The sequence below is a fragment of the Micromonospora sp. NPDC050200 genome, from assembly GCF_040656135.1.
Lineage (GTDB): Bacteria > Actinomycetota > Actinomycetes > Mycobacteriales > Micromonosporaceae > Micromonospora.
Window position 1 is genome coordinate 58,840 of record NZ_JBFALG010000034.1, and the last position, 18,211, is coordinate 77,050.

The 18,211-nt window shown below is 73.4% G+C and carries 19 protein-coding genes and 1 pseudogene; 9 read left to right on the forward strand and 11 right to left on the reverse strand.

From position 1 onward, the window contains the following. Window positions 1-89: 89 nt before the first annotated feature. The 4 genes from AB0I41_RS22095 to AB0I41_RS22110 all read right to left on the reverse strand — a co-directional run bounded on the left by AB0I41_RS22095 (window position 90) and on the right by AB0I41_RS22110 (window position 3,884). On the reverse strand, window positions 90-803 hold the full coding sequence (locus AB0I41_RS22095; RefSeq protein ID WP_357110528.1) for a class I SAM-dependent methyltransferase: 714 nt from the start codon (window positions 801-803) through the stop codon (window positions 90-92). A 19-nt stretch (window positions 804-822) separates the two neighbouring features. Continuing rightward, on the reverse strand, window positions 823-1,782 hold the full coding sequence (gene ligD, locus AB0I41_RS22100) for a non-homologous end-joining DNA ligase (RefSeq protein WP_357110531.1): 960 nt from the start codon (window positions 1,780-1,782) through the stop codon (window positions 823-825). 48 nt (window positions 1,783-1,830) lie between these two features. After that, the gene (locus AB0I41_RS22105; RefSeq protein ID WP_357110534.1) at window positions 1,831-2,592 is read right to left on the reverse strand and encodes an isocitrate lyase/phosphoenolpyruvate mutase family protein; all 762 of its coding nucleotides are present in this window, start codon (window positions 2,590-2,592) and stop codon (window positions 1,831-1,833) included. A gap of 92 nt (window positions 2,593-2,684) precedes the next feature. Next, the gene (locus AB0I41_RS22110; RefSeq protein WP_357110537.1) at window positions 2,685-3,884 is read right to left on the reverse strand and encodes an NAD(P)/FAD-dependent oxidoreductase; all 1,200 of its coding nucleotides are present in this window, start codon (window positions 3,882-3,884) and stop codon (window positions 2,685-2,687) included. Between the two features lie 57 nt (window positions 3,885-3,941). Here AB0I41_RS22110 and AB0I41_RS22115 point away from each other — a divergent pair, with 57 nt between their 5' ends. The 3 genes from AB0I41_RS22115 (at window position 3,942) to AB0I41_RS22125 (ending at window position 7,388) form a co-directional block, all read left to right on the forward strand. Continuing rightward, window positions 3,942-4,553 carry a helix-turn-helix transcriptional regulator gene (locus AB0I41_RS22115; protein WP_357110540.1) on the forward strand — a complete coding sequence of 204 codons (612 nt, stop codon included), beginning with the start codon at window positions 3,942-3,944 and terminating at the stop codon, window positions 4,551-4,553. 77 nt (window positions 4,554-4,630) lie between these two features. Continuing rightward, window positions 4,631-5,191, forward strand: coding sequence for a helix-turn-helix domain-containing protein (locus AB0I41_RS22120; RefSeq protein ID WP_357110543.1), 561 nt, complete (start codon window positions 4,631-4,633; stop codon window positions 5,189-5,191). 13 nt (window positions 5,192-5,204) lie between these two features. After that, the gene (locus AB0I41_RS22125) at window positions 5,205-7,388 is read left to right on the forward strand and encodes an MMPL family transporter (RefSeq protein WP_357110546.1); all 2,184 of its coding nucleotides are present in this window, start codon (window positions 5,205-5,207) and stop codon (window positions 7,386-7,388) included. A gap of 24 nt (window positions 7,389-7,412) precedes the next feature. Here AB0I41_RS22125 and AB0I41_RS22130 read toward each other — a convergent pair whose 3' ends face one another. Next, a complete protein-coding gene (locus AB0I41_RS22130; protein WP_357110549.1) occupies window positions 7,413-8,669 on the reverse strand; it encodes an erythromycin esterase family protein in 1,257 nt (418 codons plus the stop codon). An 81-nt stretch (window positions 8,670-8,750) separates the two neighbouring features. Between AB0I41_RS22130 and AB0I41_RS22135 the strand changes: the two genes are divergently transcribed. Next, window positions 8,751-8,942 (forward strand): DUF2795 domain-containing protein, encoded by a 192-nt coding sequence (locus AB0I41_RS22135; protein ID WP_357110552.1) that lies wholly within the window; start codon window positions 8,751-8,753, stop codon window positions 8,940-8,942. Between the two features lie 19 nt (window positions 8,943-8,961). Here the strand turns inward: AB0I41_RS22135 and erm are convergent, their stop codons facing one another. The 3 genes from erm to AB0I41_RS22150 all read right to left on the reverse strand — a co-directional run bounded on the left by erm (window position 8,962) and on the right by AB0I41_RS22150 (window position 11,308). Then, window positions 8,962-9,783, reverse strand: coding sequence for an ErmE/ErmH/ErmO/ErmR family 23S rRNA (adenine(2058)-N(6))-methyltransferase (gene erm, locus AB0I41_RS22140; protein WP_357110554.1), 822 nt, complete (start codon window positions 9,781-9,783; stop codon window positions 8,962-8,964). A 248-nt stretch (window positions 9,784-10,031) separates the two neighbouring features. Next, the gene (locus AB0I41_RS22145) at window positions 10,032-10,154 is read right to left on the reverse strand and encodes a hypothetical protein (protein WP_334449011.1); all 123 of its coding nucleotides are present in this window, start codon (window positions 10,152-10,154) and stop codon (window positions 10,032-10,034) included. 254 nt (window positions 10,155-10,408) lie between these two features. Then, complete coding sequence (locus tag AB0I41_RS22150) at window positions 10,409-11,308, reverse strand: Gfo/Idh/MocA family oxidoreductase (protein WP_357110585.1); 900 nt, start codon at window positions 11,306-11,308, stop codon at window positions 10,409-10,411. 168 nt (window positions 11,309-11,476) lie between these two features. Between AB0I41_RS22150 and AB0I41_RS22155 the strand changes: the two genes are divergently transcribed. Together AB0I41_RS22155 and AB0I41_RS22160 are read left to right on the forward strand one after the other, a co-directional pair. After that, a complete protein-coding gene (locus AB0I41_RS22155) occupies window positions 11,477-11,872 on the forward strand; it encodes a hypothetical protein (RefSeq protein WP_357110556.1) in 396 nt (131 codons plus the stop codon). After that, on the forward strand, window positions 11,865-12,284 hold the full coding sequence (locus tag AB0I41_RS22160; RefSeq protein ID WP_357110559.1) for a hypothetical protein: 420 nt from the start codon (window positions 11,865-11,867) through the stop codon (window positions 12,282-12,284). Before AB0I41_RS22155 ends, AB0I41_RS22160 begins: the two co-directional genes overlap by 8 nt. Window positions 12,285-12,386: 102 nt before the next feature. Here the strand turns inward: AB0I41_RS22160 and fabG are convergent, their stop codons facing one another. Both fabG and AB0I41_RS22170 read right to left on the reverse strand, forming a co-directional pair. Next, entirely contained in the window at window positions 12,387-13,145 is a 759-nt protein-coding gene (gene fabG / locus AB0I41_RS22165) for a 3-oxoacyl-ACP reductase FabG (protein ID WP_357110562.1), read from the reverse strand. A 157-nt stretch (window positions 13,146-13,302) separates the two neighbouring features. Then, on the reverse strand, window positions 13,303-14,955 hold the full coding sequence (locus AB0I41_RS22170) for an alpha-amylase family protein (RefSeq protein ID WP_357110564.1): 1,653 nt from the start codon (window positions 14,953-14,955) through the stop codon (window positions 13,303-13,305). Window positions 14,956-15,070: 115 nt separating this feature from the next. Between AB0I41_RS22170 and AB0I41_RS22175 the strand changes: the two genes are divergently transcribed. After that, window positions 15,071-15,679 carry a DUF1349 domain-containing protein gene (locus AB0I41_RS22175; protein WP_357110566.1) on the forward strand — a complete coding sequence of 203 codons (609 nt, stop codon included), beginning with the start codon at window positions 15,071-15,073 and terminating at the stop codon, window positions 15,677-15,679. Window positions 15,680-15,771: 92 nt separating this feature from the next. After that, complete coding sequence (locus tag AB0I41_RS22180; protein WP_357110568.1) at window positions 15,772-16,443, forward strand: DedA family protein; 672 nt, start codon at window positions 15,772-15,774, stop codon at window positions 16,441-16,443. Between the two features lie 15 nt (window positions 16,444-16,458). Here the strand turns inward: AB0I41_RS22180 and AB0I41_RS22185 are convergent, their stop codons facing one another. After that, the gene (locus AB0I41_RS22185) at window positions 16,459-18,021 is read right to left on the reverse strand and encodes a cellulose binding domain-containing protein (protein WP_357110570.1); all 1,563 of its coding nucleotides are present in this window, start codon (window positions 18,019-18,021) and stop codon (window positions 16,459-16,461) included. A 1-nt stretch (window position 18,022) separates the two neighbouring features. Between AB0I41_RS22185 and AB0I41_RS22190 the strand changes: the two are divergent. Further along, window positions 18,023-18,211 (forward strand): annotated as a pseudogene (locus AB0I41_RS22190) (hypothetical protein); the annotation flags it as partial.

Sequence of the window (18,211 nt, forward strand, 5' to 3'; positions counted from 1 at the left end):
CACCTCGAAGGTTCACCGGGCCGGGGTCTGACTGGTCGGCCCCAGCGTCGTTGTCGTTCGCCGCGGACGCGGGCCATCCGGTCCGGCCGTCACCGTTTGCGGCTAGGTGTCGGGGCTCGGACCGTCCGGAGCAGGAAGCCGGGCAGCGCGAGTTGCTGGCCGCCGGTCTCCGCGGCCACGTCGATCTCATCGATCTCCGTGTCGACCCACTGCGGCTCGGCGAAGCCCGCCCGCAGCAACTCCTCGGTCACGCCCCAGCCCTGGCCCGCCGCGAGAGAAACCGCCAGTACGAAGACGGTCGCGCCCGGCGCGGCGAGGCCCGGCAGCAGCGCGAGGTACTCGTCCACCGCGCCGCCGCCGCGCCGGTGGAGACTGTGCAGCAGACCGGAGTCGAACACCGAGTCGAACGGCGCCGAAGGCAACGACAGTTGCGTGGCGTCCTGCACCTCGAAGTGCACCGTCAGGCCTTCGCCGGCGGCCTTGGCGCGGGCCATGTCGATCGCCACGCGCGAGATGTCGATCGCCGTCACCTGGTAGCCGCGGCGGGCGAGCGCGAGCGCGAGATCACCGGCGCCGCAGCCGATGTCGAGCACCTTCGGGCCCTTCACCCCGCCGTCGAGCACCGCCGCGAGGGCCGGCTGCGGACCGCCGATGTCCCAGGGCGGTCCGCCCGAGTCGGCGGTGTCGCGGTAGAGCGCGTCGTAATCCTGGGGTCCGTAGCCGTGGACCTCGGCGTCGTGTGCGGTCACCGCAAACCCCCTGGACAACTCGTTCGCCGGCCGGAGCTCGACCAGCACCGTCATATCGTCGGCATGCCCCTGGTCAGCCGGCCGCCCGCCGGGCCCGGGCCCGGCGTTTCCCCTCGTGCATGGCCTGCACCCGGGCCACCGGGATGGTCCGCCCCTCGGCGATCAGGTCGGCCGGGAGCCGCTGCGGCGCGGGCAGCGCCTCGGCCCACGGGTCCCGGTCGGCCAACAGCGCCGGCACGGTCCGCACCGTGAAGTCGGCCGGGGTGACCCCGTCGAGGTCGTCCCAGCCCACCGGGAAGGAGACCGGCAGGCCCGGCCGCACCCGCGGGCTGTACGCGGCCACCACGGTCGCCCCGCCGGCCCGGGTCGGGTCGACGAAGACCCGGCCGCCCCGGTCCTCCCGGATGAAGGCGGTGGTGGCCAGGGCCGGGTCGAGCCGCTCGGTGTGCACGGCGAGGGCCCGGGTGGCGGCGGCCGCCTCCTCGGCGGTGGTCGCCCCGTCGAGCGGTACGAAGACGTGCAGCCCCTTCGCCCCGCTGGTCTTCACCGCCCCGGCCAGACCGACGTCGGCGAGCGCCCGCCGGACCAGGGCGGCGGCCCGGACGACCAGCCCGAACGGTTCCCCCTCCGGCGGGTCGAGGTCGAGCACCAGACAAGTGGGGTGCTCGGGGTGCGCCACCGTGCTCAGCGTGGGGTGGTACTCGATCGCCCGCTGGTTGGCGAACCAGAGCAGGGTGCGCCGGTCGTCGCAGAGGGCGTACGACACCTGCCGGTGGGACGCCTCCGCCCAGACGGAGGTGCGGCGCACCCAGTCCGGGGTGTACTTCGGCAGGTTCTTCTGCACGAACGGGTCCTGCCCCCGCAGCAGCCGGATCACCGAGAGCGGCCGGTCCCGCAGGCCGGGCAGGATGCGCTCGCGCACGGCGTCCAGGTAGTCGACCAGGTCCCGCTTGGTGACGTCACCGCCGGCGAGCAGCGGTTGGTCCAGGTTGGTCAGCCCGACCCCGTCCCGGGTCTCCTCCGCCCCGCTCATCAGCTCACCTTTGCGGCTGCGCCCTCCGGTGGCAAGCCGACGCGGCGGTCAGCCGGCGAACGGGTCGGCACCGTCGCGCAGCGCGCCGAGCATCCCGGCGGCCCGGGCCCGGGTGGCGGCGTACACGCCGGAGCCGAGGCTGACCCGGGCCACCCCGAGGCGGGCCAGCTCCCCCACCGTGGGCGTGCCGGGGCGGAGCAGCACGTTCACCGGCCCGTCGACCGCCGCGACGAACCGTCCGACCAGCTCCGGGTCGGCCAGCATGATCGGGTAGACGCAGTCGGCGCCGGCGACGCGGTAGCGGCGGGCCCGGCGGACCGCCTCGTCGAACACCCCGGCCGGGTCGGGAGCACGCAGGAAGACATCCACCCGGGCGTTGACCACGAGGTCCGGCCCGGCCGCCGCGCGTACGGCCGCGAGCAGCTCGGCCTGCTCGTCCACCTCGCGGAGCTGCCCCGTGCCCGGGTCGGAGTCCTCCAGGTTGAGCCCGGCCGCCCCGGTGGCGAGCAGCCGCTCGACCAGCTCGGCCGGGCGCAGGCCGTACCCTCGCTCCAGGTCGGCGGTGACCGGGACCTCGACGGCCCGGACGACCCGGGCCACCGCGGCGAGCATCTCGGCCACCGGGGTGGCCTCGCCGTCGGCGTGGCCGAGCGACTCGGCCACGGCGGCACTGCTGGTGGCGACGGCGGGAAAGCCGGCGGCGGCGACGGCGCGGGCGGAGCCGGCGTCCCAGGCGTTCGGCAGGATCAGCGGGTCGCCGGGCCGGTGCAGGGCGCGCAGCGCGGCGGCGGCGGAGGGGGTTGACGTCATGGGTCGATTCTGGGCCGGCGGGCGGCTCACCCCTGAGCTCCAATCCCGTGCCGATGGCCTGGGCCGGTTTCGGCCCCAGGGCGGGGAGTGACTCAGGCGGCGACCGGCGCGTCCCACTCGACGTGGTGGTCGTACAGCCAGGCGAGCGAGGCCCCGTCGTCCTTGGCCATCCGGTTGGCGAAGATGGGCAGGGCGACGTCGCGCAGCACCCGGGCGACCGGGCCGGCGACCTTGGTGCTGCTGGTCCGCCTCCCCTGCGCCACCACCCGCTCCACCCGACCCCGGCGCAGCCGCTCGTACGCGTCGAACACGGTCGGGACGTCGGGCAGGTCGCGCAGGCACCGGGCCAGCACCACCGCGTCCTCGAACGCCATCGCCGCGCCCTGCCCGGAGGAGGGGGCGGCGGTGTGCGCGGCGTCGCCGATGACGATCATCCGGTCGCGGTGCCAGGTGGGGACCGACGGCAGGTCGTAGGTGGGCCAGCCGTACTCGATCCGGTCGGTGGCGTCGACGATCCGCAGTGCCGGGCCGGCGTCGTCCGCGACCAGGGCGCGCAGTCGGGTCCGCCACTCGTCCGGGCCGATCGCGGCGAGCTGGGCCGGGGTCAGCTCCTCGGGCTGGGGCGGGTTGGCGAACCACCAGACCTCGTCGTCGCCCACGGCCATCCAGCAGAAGAAGCACCGCCTGCCGAAGATCATGTTCATCACTCCGCGCTCGCCGGGCAGCCCCAGGCCACGGGTGAAGCCGCCGGCGTTGAGCAGCGGCACGTACCGGGGCGCGGGCGCCGCCGGGTCGATGATCTGCCGGGTCCGCGAGCGCAGCCCGTCCGCGCCGACGAGCAGGTCACCCTCGGCGCTCCGGCCGTCGGCGAAGCAGGCCCGCACGCCCGCCCCGGTCGGCTCGGCCGCCACCAGGCGGGCGCCGTGCACGATCGGCACGCCCCGCCGGACGACCTCGTCGCGCAGCGCCCGGTAGAGGTCGGACCGCTTCACCGTGGTGCTGCCCCGCCCGCGGGTGCGGGTGCCGTTCGTGCCGAACTCGCCCAGCCGGCGGCCCTTGTGGTTGAACATCGCCATCCGGGGAGTGGGATGCCCGAGCCCGGCGACCAGCTCGTCCAGGCCGACCGCCCGCAGCGCGTCCAACCCGTTGACGGAGAGGGTGAGGAACGCGCCCACGCCGACGGCGTCCCGCTCGTACGCCTCGTAGACCACCGATTCGATGCCGGCGCGACGCAGGGCGAGGGCGGCGACGGGGCCGGCTATGCCGCCTCCGATGATCAATATTTTAGTCATGTGATGACTATACATGAAATGACTATTACGCGGGAGGCCGTCACCTAAGGTGAGGACATGGCCGCCCGCGCACACCGCCACTCACCGCTGGCGATGATGGTGCTCGCCCTCCTGGTCGAGGAGCCGATGCACGCGTACCGGATGCAGCAGCTCATCCAGGAGCGCGAGAAGCAGGACGTGGTCAACGTCGCGCAGCGCAACAGCATCTACCAGGCCGTCGAGCGGCTACGGCGCGACGAACTGGTCCGGGTCAGCCACACCGTCCGGGACGAACGGCGACCGGAGCGCACGGTCTACGAGCTGACCGATGCCGGCCGGCGGACGCTCGACGGCTGGCTCGTCGAGGCGCTCGCCACCCCGGCGCGCGAGTTCCCCGAGTTCCCCGCCGCGCTGTCCTTCCTGCCGCTGCTGCCGCCGGCCGAGGCGGCCCGGCAGCTCGAACGACGCGCCGAGACCCTCGCCGCGCGGCTGCGCGAACGCGAGGCCGTGCTCGCCACCGTCGACCTGCCACGGCTGTTCCTGGTCGAGGACGAGTACCGGCTGGCGCTGCTGCGTACCGAGCTGGACTGGGTCCGCGGGCTGGCCGCCGACCTGCGCGCCGGCACGCTGACCTGGTCCGGCGAGTGGCTGGCCGGCTGGACCGGCACGACGGGTGCCGCCGAAGGGTGACCGGTGTGGCGAACGCCACCCGACGGGTCTGACCGATCGGTCAGGCCCTGACCGATCGGTCAGGCATGCTGGAACGCATGACACGGACCACCCCGCAGACCCACGGCGAGATCCTGGCCGCGGCGGCACGACGGTTCGCGGTGACCGGCTACAAGGGCACCTCGTTACAGGACATCGCCCGCGAGGTGGGCTGCTCCAAGGCGGCCGTGCTCTACCACTTCGCCAGCAAGGAAGCGCTGCTCGCCGAGCTGATGGCCAAGCCGATCGAGGTGCTGCGCCAGCTCGACGAGCGGATCGACGCCCTCGACGGCGCCGACGCCCAGCGCGTCGCCGCCGAGGGCTTCGTCGACCTCGCGGTCCGTTTCCGCCGGGAGATCGCGCTGCTGCGCGGCGAGTTCCCCGAGCTGCTGGCGCAGCCCGCCTTCGCACACGTCCAGCGCATCTCCGAACGGCTGCTCGACGCGCTCGCCGGTTGCGGCGAGGGCCCGGGCGGCCGGATCGCGGCGTTTGTCGTGCTGGCCGGGGTGCCGGAGGCGTGCGCCGAGTTCGTCGACGTGCCCGACGACGAGCTGCGCCCCGCCCTGCTGGCGATCGCCGCACGGGCGCTCGCGCCGCTCGACCCATCCACTCCCGAATGAGGACAAGGATCTGATGGCGACCCTGCTGTACCGGCTCGGCCGGGCCTCGTTGCGCCACCGGCGACTCGTCGTCGCCGTCTGGCTCGTCGTACTCGTCGGCCTCGGCCTCGCCGCGGCGACCCTGCGCGGCCCGACGGCGAGCAACTTCACCATGCCCGGGACCGAGTCGCAGCAGGCGCTGGACCTGCTGGCCGAACGGTTCCCCGCGGCCAGCGGCGCCACCGGGACCATCGCGGTGAAGGCGCCCGCAGACGGCCAGCTCGGCACGCCCGAGGGACAGGCCCTGGTCAAGGGGGTCGTGCAGGAGGCGGCGACCCTGCCCGGCGTGGTCGGCGCCGTCGACCCGTTCCAGGTCCAGGCGATCTCCCCCGACGGCCGGTACGCCCTGGTCCAGGTGCAGTTCGCCACCGGCGCCGACGGGGTCACCGACGACCAGCGCGACGCGTACGAGAAGGTCGGCGCGCAGGCCGAGGCGCGGGGCTGGCAGGTCGCGCCCGGCGGTGAGGTGCTCAACGCCGAGCCCGAGGTCGGCTCGACCGAGGCGCTGGGCGTGGTGGTCGCGGCGATCGTCCTGATCGTCACGTTCGGCTCGCTGGTCGCCGCCGGCATGACCATGCTCAACGCGCTGATCGGCGTCGCCGTCGGCATGGCCGGCCTGTTCGCGCTCAGCGGCGCGGTCGAGCTCACCAGCACCGCGCCCATCCTGGCCCTGATGCTCGGCCTGGCGGTCGGCATCGACTACTCACTGTTCATCACCTCCCGGCACCGGCAGAACCTGCTCGACGGGCTGGAACCCGAGGAGGCGGTCGGCCGGGCCGTGGGCACCGCCGGCTCCGCCGTGGTCTTCGCCGGCGCCACCGTGGTCATCGCGCTGGCCGGCCTCGCCGTGGTCAACATCCCCTTCCTGACCGTGATGGGCCTCGCCGCCGCCGGCACCGTCACCGTGGCGGTGCTCGTCGCGATCACCCTCCAGCCCGCCCTGCTCGGCTTCGCCGGCCGCCGGGTGCTCCCCCGCCGGCTGCGCCGGGCCGGGACGTCGCCCACCGCCGACGGCACCCCGCCCGCCGAGGACCGCTCCGGCTTCGGGTTCCGCTGGGCGCACCGGGTCACCCGGCTGCGGCTGCCGGTCATCCTGGTCGGCCTGCTCGGCCTCGGGCTGCTCGCGCTGCCCGCCCAGGATATGCGGCTGGCCCTGCCGGACGCGGCCGCCGCACCCGAGGGCAGCGCGGCCCGGGTCAGCAACGACGTGATCCGGGAAGGCTTCGGGCCCGGCTTCACCGGCCGGCTCGCCGTGCTGGTCACCTCGGACTCGCCGCAGGACACCGCGGCGGCCGTACCGCAGGTCACCGCGCTGATCCAGCGCACCGACGGCGTGCTGGCCGTGGCCCCGCCGCAGGTCGACCCGTCCGGCCGGACGGCGCTGCTCGGCGTCATCCCGAAGACCGGGCCGACCGACGCGGCCACCGAGACGCTGGTCCACGACATCCGCGACGGCGTCGGGTCGATCGGCAACGCCGAGGTGCTGCTCACCGGCGTCACCGCGATCGGCATCGACGTCTCCGAGAAGCTCTCCGACGCGCTGCCGGTGTACCTGCTGCTCGTGGTCGGGCTGTCGATCCTGCTGCTGATGCTGGTGTTCCGTTCCATCCTGGTGCCGGTCAAGGCGGCGCTGGGCTTCCTGCTCACCGTAGCCGCCACCTTCGGCATCACCGTCGCGGTGTTCCAGCAGGGGCACCTGGCCGACCTGGTCGGGCTGGGCACCCCGGGCCCGCTGATCAGCTTCCTGCCGATCCTGCTGATCGGCATCCTGTTCGGACTGGCCATGGACTACGAGGTCTTCCTGGTCTCCCGGATGCGGGAGGACTTCGTGCACGGCGACACCGCCCGCCAGGCCACCATCAACGGGATGGGGCACGGCGCGCGGGTGGTCACCGCCGCCGCGCTGATCATGATCTCGGTCTTCGGCGGCTTCGTCTTCCTCGACGACCCGGTGATCAAGTCGATTGGCTTCGCGCTCGCGATCGGCGTCGCCATCGACGCCTTCGTGGTACGGATGACCATCGTGCCGGCGGTGATGTCGCTGCTCGACCGGACGGCCTGGTGGCTGCCGCGCTGGCTGGACCGGGCCCTGCCCAACGTGGACATCGAGGGTGAGGGGCTACGCGCCCACCTCGACCGGGAGCCGGTCGACGCCTGACGGGCGGGGACCCACCCGGCCGGTCTACACGCCGGCCGGGTAGGTCTCCATCTCGCCCATCGCGCTCCGCGCGGGCAGCGGGTGCAGGGCGGTGGTCTCGTCGCACCAGATGAACGCGTCGTACCGGTCGGCCAGCCGGGTCGGCACGTAGTTGCCCCAGGATTCGAAGGTCGGGTCGTAGACCACCCCGATCGCCCGATGGTCGGTGGTTCCGGTGATCCAGTCCGGCTGGTCCGCGCCGCCGAAGACGAGCACCGCCCGCTCCGGCATCAGCTCGTGCAGCCGCCGCTCCACCGAACCCGCCCGGGCCGGCGGCACCACCATCGCCTCGGCCGGGGATCCCCAGCGCGGCGCGGCGACGACCGTCCCCCGGTAGCCGCCGAAGCCGACCAGCGCGACCGCGTCCCGGCCCAGCCGTTCCCGGGCCAACTGGCCGATGTTGACCAGCCCGTCGGCGGCCATGTCGGTGGCCCGCGCGTCACCCACGTGCGTGTTGTGCGCCCAGACGATCCCCCGCGCCTCAGGACCGTAGTGCTCCAGCAGGCGGTCCAGGGTGTCGGTCATGTGGATGTCCCGCACGTTCCACGACTCCGGGCCGCCCCGCACCATCGCCCGGTAGTAGCGCTCCGCGCCGGCCACCACCTCGGCGTTCTGCCAGGCCGCGAAGGCTTCCGGGCCGTCCGCGGCGGCGTGCGCCCGGGTACGCGCCAGCAGCCGTACCACCTCCTCCTCGCAGCGCGCGGAGACGAACCGGCTGGCCGCGCCGTACTCCTCGACCTGCTTGCCGTACGGCTCGAAGCACCGGTAGGCGTCCTGCGCCGCCTCCAGCGACTGCGGGTCCTCCTCGCCGAGGTAGTCGAAGATGGCCTGCATGGACTCCCACAGGCTGTAGACGTCCAACCCGTGGAAGCCGGCCCGCTCCCCCGCCGGCCGTTCCATGTTCCAGGCCCGCAACCAGCGGCAGAACCGGTTCACCTCGGCGTTCGCCCACATCCAGGTGGGCCAGCGTTCGAAGCGCTCCAGGGCGGTACGCGGATCCGCCGCGCCGCCGGAGGCGCCAATCACCGACCGGTTCACCCGGTCGCAGTCCGGCCAGTCGCCCTCCACCGCCACGAAGGAGAAACCCTGCTCGGCGATGAGCCGGCGGGTCAACTGCTCGCGCAGCCGGTAGTAGTCGTGGTTGCCGTGCGTCGCCTCGCCGATCATCACCACCCGGGCGTCCCGGACACGCGCCAGCAACGGGTCGAAGTCGCTCGGCGCGCCGAGCCGCTGAACCAGCATGTCCGCGGCTACCCGGCGGGTCGGCGGGCAAACCGGGACCGCCGGCGGTGTGCCGACACGCGGGGCGGGTAGCCGGGCGGCATGACCGTCACCGGGGCGCAGTTGCAGGACTACCTGGCCGGGCTCGACTACCCGGTTTCCCGAGAGGACCTGGTCCGCTGGGGTCAGGAGAACGGTGCCAGCACCGAGCTGCTGCAGATTTTGCGGGCGCTGCCCGCCGAGCAGTTCGACGACCCCGCCGAGCTCCGCGCGGCGCTCGCCACGCTCGCCTGAGCGCGCCCGCAGGCGCGTCTCAGGCACCGTGACGCTCGCCCGGGTCGCGGGCGTGCAGCAGGCGGAACAGGACCAGCCACTGCTCCGGCCAGACCAGCCCGACCGGCGTGGCCGGGTCGAGCCGGGCCGCCCGCAGCGCGCCGTCCACCCGGGCGCGCGGGTGCGCCGCGCGCAGCGAGGCGGCGAGCGAGCCGCCGGCCCCGCCGAAACCGAGCTCCACCGTCCTCCGGTACGCGGGCAGCGCCGCCGGGGGCAGCAGCGGCTCGGGGCGGCGCTCGATGCGCAGGATCCCGCCGTCGACGCCGGGCACCGGCCGGAACGCGGTGCGGGACACCCGCCCAGCCAGCCGCCAGTGGTGCTCGGGCCAGGTGAGCACCGTCAACCTGCTCCACCGCCCGTGGTCGCCGCTGCGCTTGCGGGCGTACTCCAACTGGGTGAGCAGCGTCGCGGCCCGCAGCCCGGGCGCGGCCAGGCACCAGCGGACCACCGCGGCCGTCAGTGACCAGGGGATGTTGCCGACCACGGAGAACGGCTCGTCCGGTGGCGGCGCCGCGAGGAAGTCCTCCTGCCGGTGGCTGACCTGGGGCAGCTGTGCGGCGAGGGCCGCCAGGTCACCGGCGACGGCCGGGTCCACCTCGTACGCGACCAGGCGCGCGCACCGCGCGGCGAGCGGGCGGGTCAGCTGGCCCCGCCCGGCGCCGACCTCCAACAGCAGGTCGTCGGGGCCGGGTCGGGCGGCCCTGACCAGCCGCGCGACGGCGGCCGGGTCGGTCAGGAAGTTCTGGGACAGTACGCGACGGGACCGGTCGCGTGCGGTGGTACGGGTTCGGCGGGGCGCCACGGGATCGTCCTGTCTGTCGCCGGGTCGGCGACGGGTACGGACAGGCAGCGCAAGAGCGGGCCTGTCCGAGCGGATCGGGACTCGGACGACCCTGGAGATTTCGGCGTGGGACGCGGGCGCGGACGTGCGCCGCCCGCCGACCGCGAGATGCGGCGGGTCAGGGGCGCGGCGGCGCCGGATCGGGCGCGACGCACCGCCGGGCCGGCGAACCGGTCGGTGGACCGGTGGGCGGCGGTGCGGTGGTCAGGTCAGGCGCGGCGATGGGCGTCCCGGCCGGCCAGGGCCGGGCGCCGGACTCGCGGGCGTGCAACCAGGAGGAGGCCCCGCATGGCCGGCGCGGCGGCCACGTCGATCAGGGCGTGCGTGAACATGCCGGCCAGGCTAGCTGCCGACCGGCGACCCCGCGAGCGATTTCCGCGACCGCCCCGGGCCGGCGGGCTGGCGGGATGGCGGGCTGTAGCCGCCGGTCACCCACCTACCGTGACGAGCGATATGCCTGTGAGGCACAAATATTCCTCACAGGCATATCGCTCGAAAGGCATACGCCCTTGACCGCGCAACACGCCCCGCCGGCACACCGCGCAACACGCCCGGCCGGCACGCCGCGAGCCGTGGTCTGCCGGCTTCAGAGGTCGATGGTGCGGCCCTCGGCGCGGGCGGTCTCGGCGGCGCCGAGGATCTGCACCACCTCCCGGCCGAAGCGCACGTCGCAGCGGTGGTCCCGGGTGCCGGCGTCGATCTCCTCCAAGAGCTGTTCGATCGCTGTGCCGAAGGCGACGATCGCGTTACCGTCGCCCGGCGGGACGGTCTCGGTGCCGTTCTCCCCAAAGAAGACGATGTCCCGGGTCATCGCCTCGCGGGGCGCGTCCAGGGTGAGCGAGAGCGCGCTGGTGGCGCCGCCGTCGTGGGTGAGCAGCAGGTGGACCAGGCCGCTCGGGCCGTTCATCGCGGCCACCCGGGTGACCCGGCCGAGCACCGGCAGGATGATCGACAGCGCGTGCGGGCCGATGTCCCAGAGCGCGCCGTGCTGGAGCCGCCACTGCGAATCGCCGTACGGGCTGCCGGGCTGGTAGATCGAGGCGAACATGGTCGCCCGCGCGTGCTGCCAGCCGCCGGCCGCGGCGGTCGAGGCGAGGAAGCCGGTGACGTTCGGGTGGAAGCGCTGGGTGAAGAAGACGACCGAGGCCACCCCGGACTGCTGGGCGGCGGCGACCACCCGGTCGGCCTCGGCGAGGCTGAGCGCCAGCGGCTTGTCCAGCAGCAGGTGCCGGCCGGCGGTGGCGGCGCGTACGGCGATGTCCGCCTGGATGTCCGGCGGGAGCGCGACGGCGACCGCGTCGGCGGCGTCCAGCAGCGCGTCGACGTCGTCGAACGCCGGTACGCCGTGCTGGCGCGCCAGCTCGGCGGCCCGCTCCGGGTTGCGCCCCCAGACCCCGACCAGTTCGGCGCGCGGGTGCGCGCCGATCGCGGCGGCGTGCGTCTCCGCCGCCCAGTGACCGGTGCCGAACAAGCCGAACCGCAGCACGAGAACCCCCGGTGTCGTCGTCCGCCACGGCGGTGCCATGGCCGTGATCCAACCTAGTCGGCCCCGGACGGGCAGGTGCGGCGACGGGGCGAGCGACCGGGGCGAGGGCGATTACTACGACGGTTAGTAGGCTGTCCCGGTGACCGAGACTGGGACGGTGTGCCCGCGATGACCAGCGCAGCCTCAGCCGGCTCGCCGGTGGACGGGATCCTCGCGACGGCAACGATCGTGCTGTCGCTCGTACTCGCGCTCTGGAGCCTGCTGGCGGCGGTGCGCCACCGCGCGCCGGACCGTCTCCAGTTCGTCGGCCTGGCGGTGCTGGAGGTGGCGCTGCTCGCGCTGGCCGTGGTGGCGCTGGTCGCGCTCGGCGGCGGCGAGCGGCCGGGCGAGCCGGGCGCCTTCTTCGGCTACCTGGTGACGTTGGTCTGCCTGCCGCCGCTGGCCTGGGTGCTGGCCCGGATGGAGCCGACCCGCTGGGGCTCGGCGATCGTCTGCGCGATCTGCCTGGTCACCCCGGTGGTCGTGGTCCGGCTCCAGCAGACCTGGGAGGTCGTCGGTGGTTGAGACCCGGGCGGCCGAGCCCGCCACCAACTCCGGGCCGGGGCGGCTGCTGATCGCGGTCTATCTGCTCTTCGCGATCGCCGCGACCTCGCGGGCCGGGCTCCAGATCGCCACGAAGTTCGACGAGGCGCCGGTGGCGTACCTGCTCTCCGCGCTGGCCGCGGTGATCTACATCGTCGCCGCCGTCGGGCTGGCCCGGGCCGGTCACGCAGGGCGGCGGGTCGCGCTCGCCTGCCTCTCCGTGGAGTTGGTCGGGGTCGTCGGGGTGGGCGTGCTGAGCGTGGTCGACAAGGAACTCTTCCCGGACGAGACGGTCTGGTCGGGCTTCGGCAGCGGCTACGGCTACATCCCGCTGGTCCTGCCGATTCTCGGCCTCCTCTGGCTCTACCGCACCCGCCGCTCCCCCACCGCCTGACCCCGCACCACCCGCGCACTTTCCGAGAAAGAGTGGCCATGGAACGCGGAATGGCCACTCTTTCCGAGAAAAAGTGGCCACTCCGGAGGCGGGACGGAAGGGTCAGTCCTTGGGGCCGCCCGCGACGTAGATGACCTGGCCGGAGACGAAGGACGCGCCTTCGCTGGCGAGGAACGAGATGGTGTGGGCGACGTCCTCCGGGCGGCCGGTGCGGCGGACCGGGATCTCGGCGGCCGCGTGCTGCTGCAACGCCTCGAAGTCGACCTTCATCCGGGCGGCGGTGGCGGCGGTCATGTCGGTGACGATGAAGCCCGGCGCGACCGCGTTGACCGTGACGCCGAACGGGCCCAGCTCGATGGCGAGGGTCTTGGTGAAGCCCTGCATGCCGGCCTTGGCCGCGGCGTAGTTCGCCTGGCCCCGGTTGCCCAGCGCGGAGGTGCTGGAGAGGTTGACGATCCGACCCCACTTCCGCTCGACCATGTGCTTCTGGGCGGCCTGGCTGAACAGGAAGGCCCCCCGCAGGTGCACGCCCAGCACCGTGTCCCAGTCGGCGTCGGTCATCTTGAACAGCAGGTTGTCGCGGAGCACACCCGCGTTGTTGACCAGCACCGTCGGCGCGCCCAGCTCGGCGACGACCCGCTGCACGGCGGCCTCGACCTGGGACCGGTCGGCCACGTCGGCGCCGACCCCGAGGGCCCGGCCGCCGGCGGCGGCGATCGCGTCCACGGTGCCCTTGGTCGCGGACTCCTCGATGTCGACCACGGCGACGGCCATGCCGTCGGCCGCCAGCCGGCGGGCGGTGGCCGCCCCGATGCCGCGCGCGGCTCCGGTCACGATGGCGACGCGGCGCTCCTCCGACATGATTACCTCCCGGTAACTTATGGCTCGATCGAAGGAGCTTAACCCAGGGGTACGCCCACCCGGACCGGCCCGCAGGGCGGCCCGCGCCGCCGGACGCCGGCCGGCTTTCCGAGCACATCGGACATCGCGGGCCGCGGCCAGAGGTCGGGCGGAAGGGTCAGACCGCCACACCCCGGCAGAGCCGGATCCAGCGGTAGCCGTAGCCGGCCAGCTTGAGGTTGTCGAGCTTGCCGACCTCGCCGTACCCGCGGTCGGCGAGGACGTCCGTCGGCAGATCCGCCTCGGGGGCGAGCACGCTCAGGTCGACCTCGACGTCCTCGGTGCCCAGGTTGTGCAGGAAGACCATCGTCCCGGTGGGCCCGTCGGCGCGGTGCGCGAGCACCCCCGCCGGCGTCGGCACGTCGATGTGCGTCGTCGCGCCGGAGCCGACCTCCGGGGCCTCGCGCAGCGTACGGATCATCCGCTCGAACCAGGACAGCAACGACTTCGGATCACCGCGCTGGGCAGTTACGTTGACCTTCTCGTAGCCGAACTCACCCTTGTCGATCACCGGTCGGACCAGCTTGTCCGGGTCGGCGGTGGAGAACCCCGCGTTCGGCTTGTACGACCACTGCATCGGGGTACGGATGGCCTCCCGACCGGGCAGCGTCAGGTCCTCGCCCATGCCGATCTCCTCGCCGTACCGCAGCACCGGCGTGCCGCGCAGCGAGAACTGCAACGCGTACGCCAGCTCGAGCCGGCGGCGGTCGTTGCCGAGCATCGGGGCCAGCCGGCGCCGGATGCCCCGGTCGTAGATCCGCATGTCCTTGTCCGGGCTGAACTCGGCGTACACCTGGTTGCGCTGTTCGGCGGTGAGCCGGGAAAGGTCGATCTCATCGTGGTTGCGCAGGAAGGTGGCCCACTGGCCGCCGACCGGCAGCGCCGGAGTGTCCCGCAGCGCCTCGATCACCGGCTCCGGGTCCTGCCGGGCCAGGGCCAGCATCAGCCGGCCGTTGAGCATGAAGTCGAAGAGCATGTGGATCCGGTTGCCGGACCCGCCGGCGTCGCCGAAGAACGTCGGCAGCTGGTCCGGCTCGACGTTCGCCTCGGCCAGCAGGACGGCGTCGCCGCGCCGCCACTGCACGTGCTGGCGCATCTCGGTGAGGAACTCGAAGTCCTTCGGCGAGTTCGGGTTGCCCGGCTCGGTCAGCTCGATGATGAACGGCACCGCGTCCATCCGGAAGCCGGCGACGCCGAGCTGGAGCCAGAACGACATGATTTTCTTGATCTCCGCGCGGACCTGGGGGTTCGTGAAGTTGAGGTCCGGCTGGAACTTGTAGAACCGGTGGTAGAACCAGGCCTTGGCGGTGCGGTCGTAGCTCCAGGTCTCGTTCTGCTCGCCAGGGAAGACCATGCCCTGGCGCCGGTCCACCGGCTCCGTGTCGGACCAGACGTACCAGTCCCGGTAGGGCGAGTCGGGCGAGGAGCGGGCGGACTGGAACCAGGGGTGCTCGTCCGAGGTGTGGTTGACCACCAGGTCGATGACCACCCGGATGCCCCGGTTCTGCGCCTGGTGCAGCAGCTCGGCGAAGTCGCCCAGGGTGCCGAAGCGAGGGTCCACGTTGTAGAAGTCGGTGACGTCGTAGCCGTCGTCCCGGTTGGGCGACGGATGGATCGGGTGCAGCCACAGGCAGGTGACCCCGAGCCGGGCCAGGTAGTCCAACCGGCCGATCAGCCCTCGGATGTCACCGACCCCGTCGCCGTCGGAGTCCGCGTACGTGTCGACGTCGAGGCAGTAGACGACGGCCTCGGAGTACCATCTGTCACCCATGCCGACCTAATGTCTCCGATCGGCCGTCCCGCCAAACGCGAGGTCTCCGCCCTGCGGGCGGCGATCGGGCGGCAGGCGGCAGGCGGCGGGCGGCGGGCGGCGGTACGGTGCCGGCATGGGCGAGGACGAGACGCTGCGGGACGTCGCCTGGAACGACGGCCGCTGGCTGCGCGAGCCGGTGCGGACCGACCGGACCGACGAGGGTGACCTGCTGGTCGAGCCGGGCGCGGAGAGCGACTTCTGGCGGCACACCAGCTACGGGTTCGTGCACGACGACGGCCCGGCGCTGCTCGCCCCGCTGCCCGGCGGCAGCGCCGTCGAGGTGAGCTTCCGGCTGGACTACGGCGAGCAGTTCGACCAGGCCGGGGTGCTGGTCCGGGTGGACGAGCGGAACTGGGTCAAGGCCGGGGTGGAGGTCAGCGACGGCGAGCCGCAGCTCGGCGCGGTGGTCACCCGGGAGGTCTCCGACTGGTCGGTGGCGCCGGTGCCGGAGTGGGCCGGGCGGGAGGTCACCGTCCGGGCCAGCCGGGACGGTGACGCGCTGACCGTCCGGGCCCGGGTGGAGGACGGGCCGTGGCGGCTGGTCCGGCTCGCCCCGCTCGCCCCGGAGGCGGCGGCGTCGGCCGGTCCGTTCTGCTGTTCGCCGACCCGGGCTGGACTGACCGTCCGGTTCACCGGCTGGCGGCGGGGGCCGGCCGACCGGGAGCTGCACCCGCAGGGCTGACCGGCTGGTCAGTGGGACCGGTCACCGGCAGGTGTGGGGGCCGGCGGCCCGGGTACCACTGTCCGATCCCGGCAGCTCCCGGAAGGACGCCCATGGCTCTCGCCCAGAACGTCGACCCGAGCCGGTTCACCGGGCTGACCGGCTGGGTGGCGAGCGTCATCGACTCGATGGGCGCCGTCGGGGTCGCGCTGCTGGTGGCCCTGGAGAGCATCATCCCGCCGATCCCCAGCGAGGTCGTGCTGGCGATGGCCGGCTACCTGGCCAGCGCGGGCCGGTTCCACCTGGTGGTGATCGTGCTCGCCGCGACCGCGGGGTCGCTGCTGGGCGCGCTGGTGCTCTACTGGCTCGGCGCGGCCCTCGGCGAGGAGCGGTTGAAGCGCTGGCTGGACCACATCCCGCTGGTGGACCGGGACGACCTGGAGAAGGCCGACCGCTGGTTCGAGCGGTACGGCCGGTTGGCGGTGCTGATCGGCCGGGTGGTGCCGGTGGTGCGCAGCCTGGTGTCGGTCCCGGCCGGGGCGGACCGGATGCCGCTGGGCGGGTTCGTCCTGTTGACCACCCTGGGCAGCGGGGTGTGGAACGCCCTGATCGTGGGGCTGGGTTTCGCGCTCGGGTCGCGCTGGGAGGACGTCGACCGGTACAGCAGCTGGTTCAACTACGCCATCCTCGCCGTCTTCGCCGTCATGATCGCCAGCTGGGTGGTGAAGAAGATCCGCAAGCGGCGGGCGCGGCGCGACCGGCAGTCGGTGACCACCGGTCGCTGACCGCGACGCCCTCGCTCAGTACTGCGCGGTGATCGAGGTGAACTCCCAGGTGTTCTGGGCGATGCCGGAGCAGTTGGAGACCACTCCCCCGCCCGCGCAGGGGCGGTCCCGGTTGACCGACCAGAAGGTGAACCGGGACAGGCCGCGGGCCTTGGCCCAGTCCCGGATCTGCGTCCAGGTGGCCGGGGAGGTCAGCTCCTGCTGGTCGGAGAGGCCGTTCATGCCGGAGATGCCCATGTGCGCGTACGCGGTGGCGTCCGACCAGCCGAAGGCGGTCTTGAGCGTGTTCTTCAGCCCCTCGGCCGCGTTGACCGTGTTCTGGTACATGTTGGCGCCGCCGCCGAAGTCGAACGGCATGATGGTGAAGGTGTCGATGTTGGCGCCGAGCGCGGCGGCCTGGTTGATCAGCCGGGTGCCGTAGTACGACGGCCCGGTGGTCGAGGTGCCGAACGTGACGATGGTCTTCAGCCCCGGGTTGTTCTGCTTGACGATCTTCAGCGCGCCGAGGATCCGGTCCTGCACCACCTCGTTCTCGAACTCGTCGCTGTTCTCGATGTCGATGTCGATCGCCTTCAGCCCGTACGCGTTGATGACCTGCTGGTACGCCCCGGCCAAGGCGCTGGCGGAGGAGCAGTTCGGGCCGAGCTTGTTGCCGCTCCACCCGCCGAAGGACGGGATCACGTCACCGCCGGCGGCCTTGATCGCGGCAATGGTGCTGGCGTGCGCGCCGCCGGTGAGCGGACCGGTGCCGTCCCAGGCCGGGGTGCAGCCGCCGCCGGAGAGCACGAACGCGATGGTGAACCACTTGATCCCGGTCGCCCCCATCACCGTCGACGGCGCGGGCGGGTCGCCCCAACCCGGGTAGAGGTAGGGCGCGGCGGCCATCGGGGCGTTGCCGCCGGTGCAGCCGGTGGTGGTGGCGGAGACCGGCGCGGACTTCGCCGACTCGCCGGAGGAGTTGTACGCCGCCACCGTGTAGCTGTGCGCGGAGCAGGCGGCCAGCCCGCTGACCGTGGTCGAGGTGCCGGTGAGGGTGGCCCGGACGGTCGAGCCCTCGTACACCCGGTAGCCGGTGACCGTGCCGCCGACGGCGTTCCACGCCAGCGCGATCGAGGAGGCGGTGGTGCCGGTGACCCGCAGGCCGCCGGGGGTGGCGGGGGCGGACGGGTTGCCGCCGCCTCCGCCGGTGCAGGCGCCGCCGTTGACCGTGCAGTTGGTCGGGTCTCCGGTGCCGCTGACCACGAAGCCGAACGTGGTGCTGGCGCCCGGGGCGAGGGTGCCGTTCCAGGACTGGTTGACCGCGGTGACGTGTTGGCCGGAGGTGGTCAGCAGGGCGTCCCAGAAGGTGCCGAGCGAGGTGCCCGAGGGCAGGTCGAACTGCACGTTCCAGGAGCTGATGCTGGCCGACGTGTCGTTGGTGACGGTGAACTTCGCCTCGTACCCGCTCTCCCAGCTGGAGGTACGGACGAAGGCGGCGGTGGCGGCGGACGCGGCCGATGGGGCCACGACGGTGGCCGCGACCAGGGCGGCGGCGAGCGCGACGGCGAACGTCGCCGCGCGCGGTGAGCGGAGTTTCACGATGCCTCCAGGGACCTGTGGTGGGGGTCCGCCCGGGGTGGGCGGGATCGCCGGCCCGACGGGGCGGGTCGGTGGCGCGGGAGGTCCGGCCCGGCTCGTCGACGCCTGCGAGCACGTCGGCCAGGGCGGCGCGCTGTGCGCGTACCTCCTTGACGGCCGTGTCGTGCGGCCGGGCGGCGCGCATCAGCCG

What these genes read in the sequence shown, in the direction of transcription:
- AB0I41_RS22095 (WP_357110528.1), bottom strand. Translation starts at nt 803, where the DNA reads ATGACGGTGCTGGTCGAGCTCCGGCCGGCGAACGAGTTGTCCAGGGGG.
- ligD (WP_357110531.1), bottom strand. Translation starts at nt 1,782, where the DNA reads ATGAGCGGGGCGGAGGAGACCCGGGACGGGGTCGGGCTGACCAACCTG.
- AB0I41_RS22105 (WP_357110534.1), bottom strand. Translation starts at nt 2,592, where the DNA reads ATGACGTCAACCCCCTCCGCCGCCGCCGCGCTGCGCGCCCTGCACCGG.
- AB0I41_RS22110 (WP_357110537.1), bottom strand. Translation starts at nt 3,884, where the DNA reads ATGACTAAAATATTGATCATCGGAGGCGGCATAGCCGGCCCCGTCGCC.
- AB0I41_RS22115 (WP_357110540.1), top strand. Translation starts at nt 3,942, where the DNA reads ATGGCCGCCCGCGCACACCGCCACTCACCGCTGGCGATGATGGTGCTC.
- AB0I41_RS22120 (WP_357110543.1), top strand. Translation starts at nt 4,631, where the DNA reads ATGACACGGACCACCCCGCAGACCCACGGCGAGATCCTGGCCGCGGCG.
- AB0I41_RS22125 (WP_357110546.1), top strand. Translation starts at nt 5,205, where the DNA reads ATGGCGACCCTGCTGTACCGGCTCGGCCGGGCCTCGTTGCGCCACCGG.
- AB0I41_RS22130 (WP_357110549.1), bottom strand. Translation starts at nt 8,669, where the DNA reads ATGCTGGTTCAGCGGCTCGGCGCGCCGAGCGACTTCGACCCGTTGCTG.
- AB0I41_RS22135 (WP_357110552.1), top strand. Translation starts at nt 8,751, where the DNA reads ATGACCGTCACCGGGGCGCAGTTGCAGGACTACCTGGCCGGGCTCGAC.
- AB0I41_RS22145 (WP_334449011.1), bottom strand. Translation starts at nt 10,154, where the DNA reads ATGTTCACGCACGCCCTGATCGACGTGGCCGCCGCGCCGGCCATGCGG.
- AB0I41_RS22155 (WP_357110556.1), top strand. Translation starts at nt 11,477, where the DNA reads ATGACCAGCGCAGCCTCAGCCGGCTCGCCGGTGGACGGGATCCTCGCG.
- fabG (WP_357110562.1), bottom strand. Translation starts at nt 13,145, where the DNA reads ATGTCGGAGGAGCGCCGCGTCGCCATCGTGACCGGAGCCGCGCGCGGC.
- AB0I41_RS22170 (WP_357110564.1), bottom strand. Translation starts at nt 14,955, where the DNA reads ATGGGTGACAGATGGTACTCCGAGGCCGTCGTCTACTGCCTCGACGTC.
- AB0I41_RS22175 (WP_357110566.1), top strand. Translation starts at nt 15,071, where the DNA reads ATGGGCGAGGACGAGACGCTGCGGGACGTCGCCTGGAACGACGGCCGC.
- AB0I41_RS22180 (WP_357110568.1), top strand. Translation starts at nt 15,772, where the DNA reads ATGGCTCTCGCCCAGAACGTCGACCCGAGCCGGTTCACCGGGCTGACC.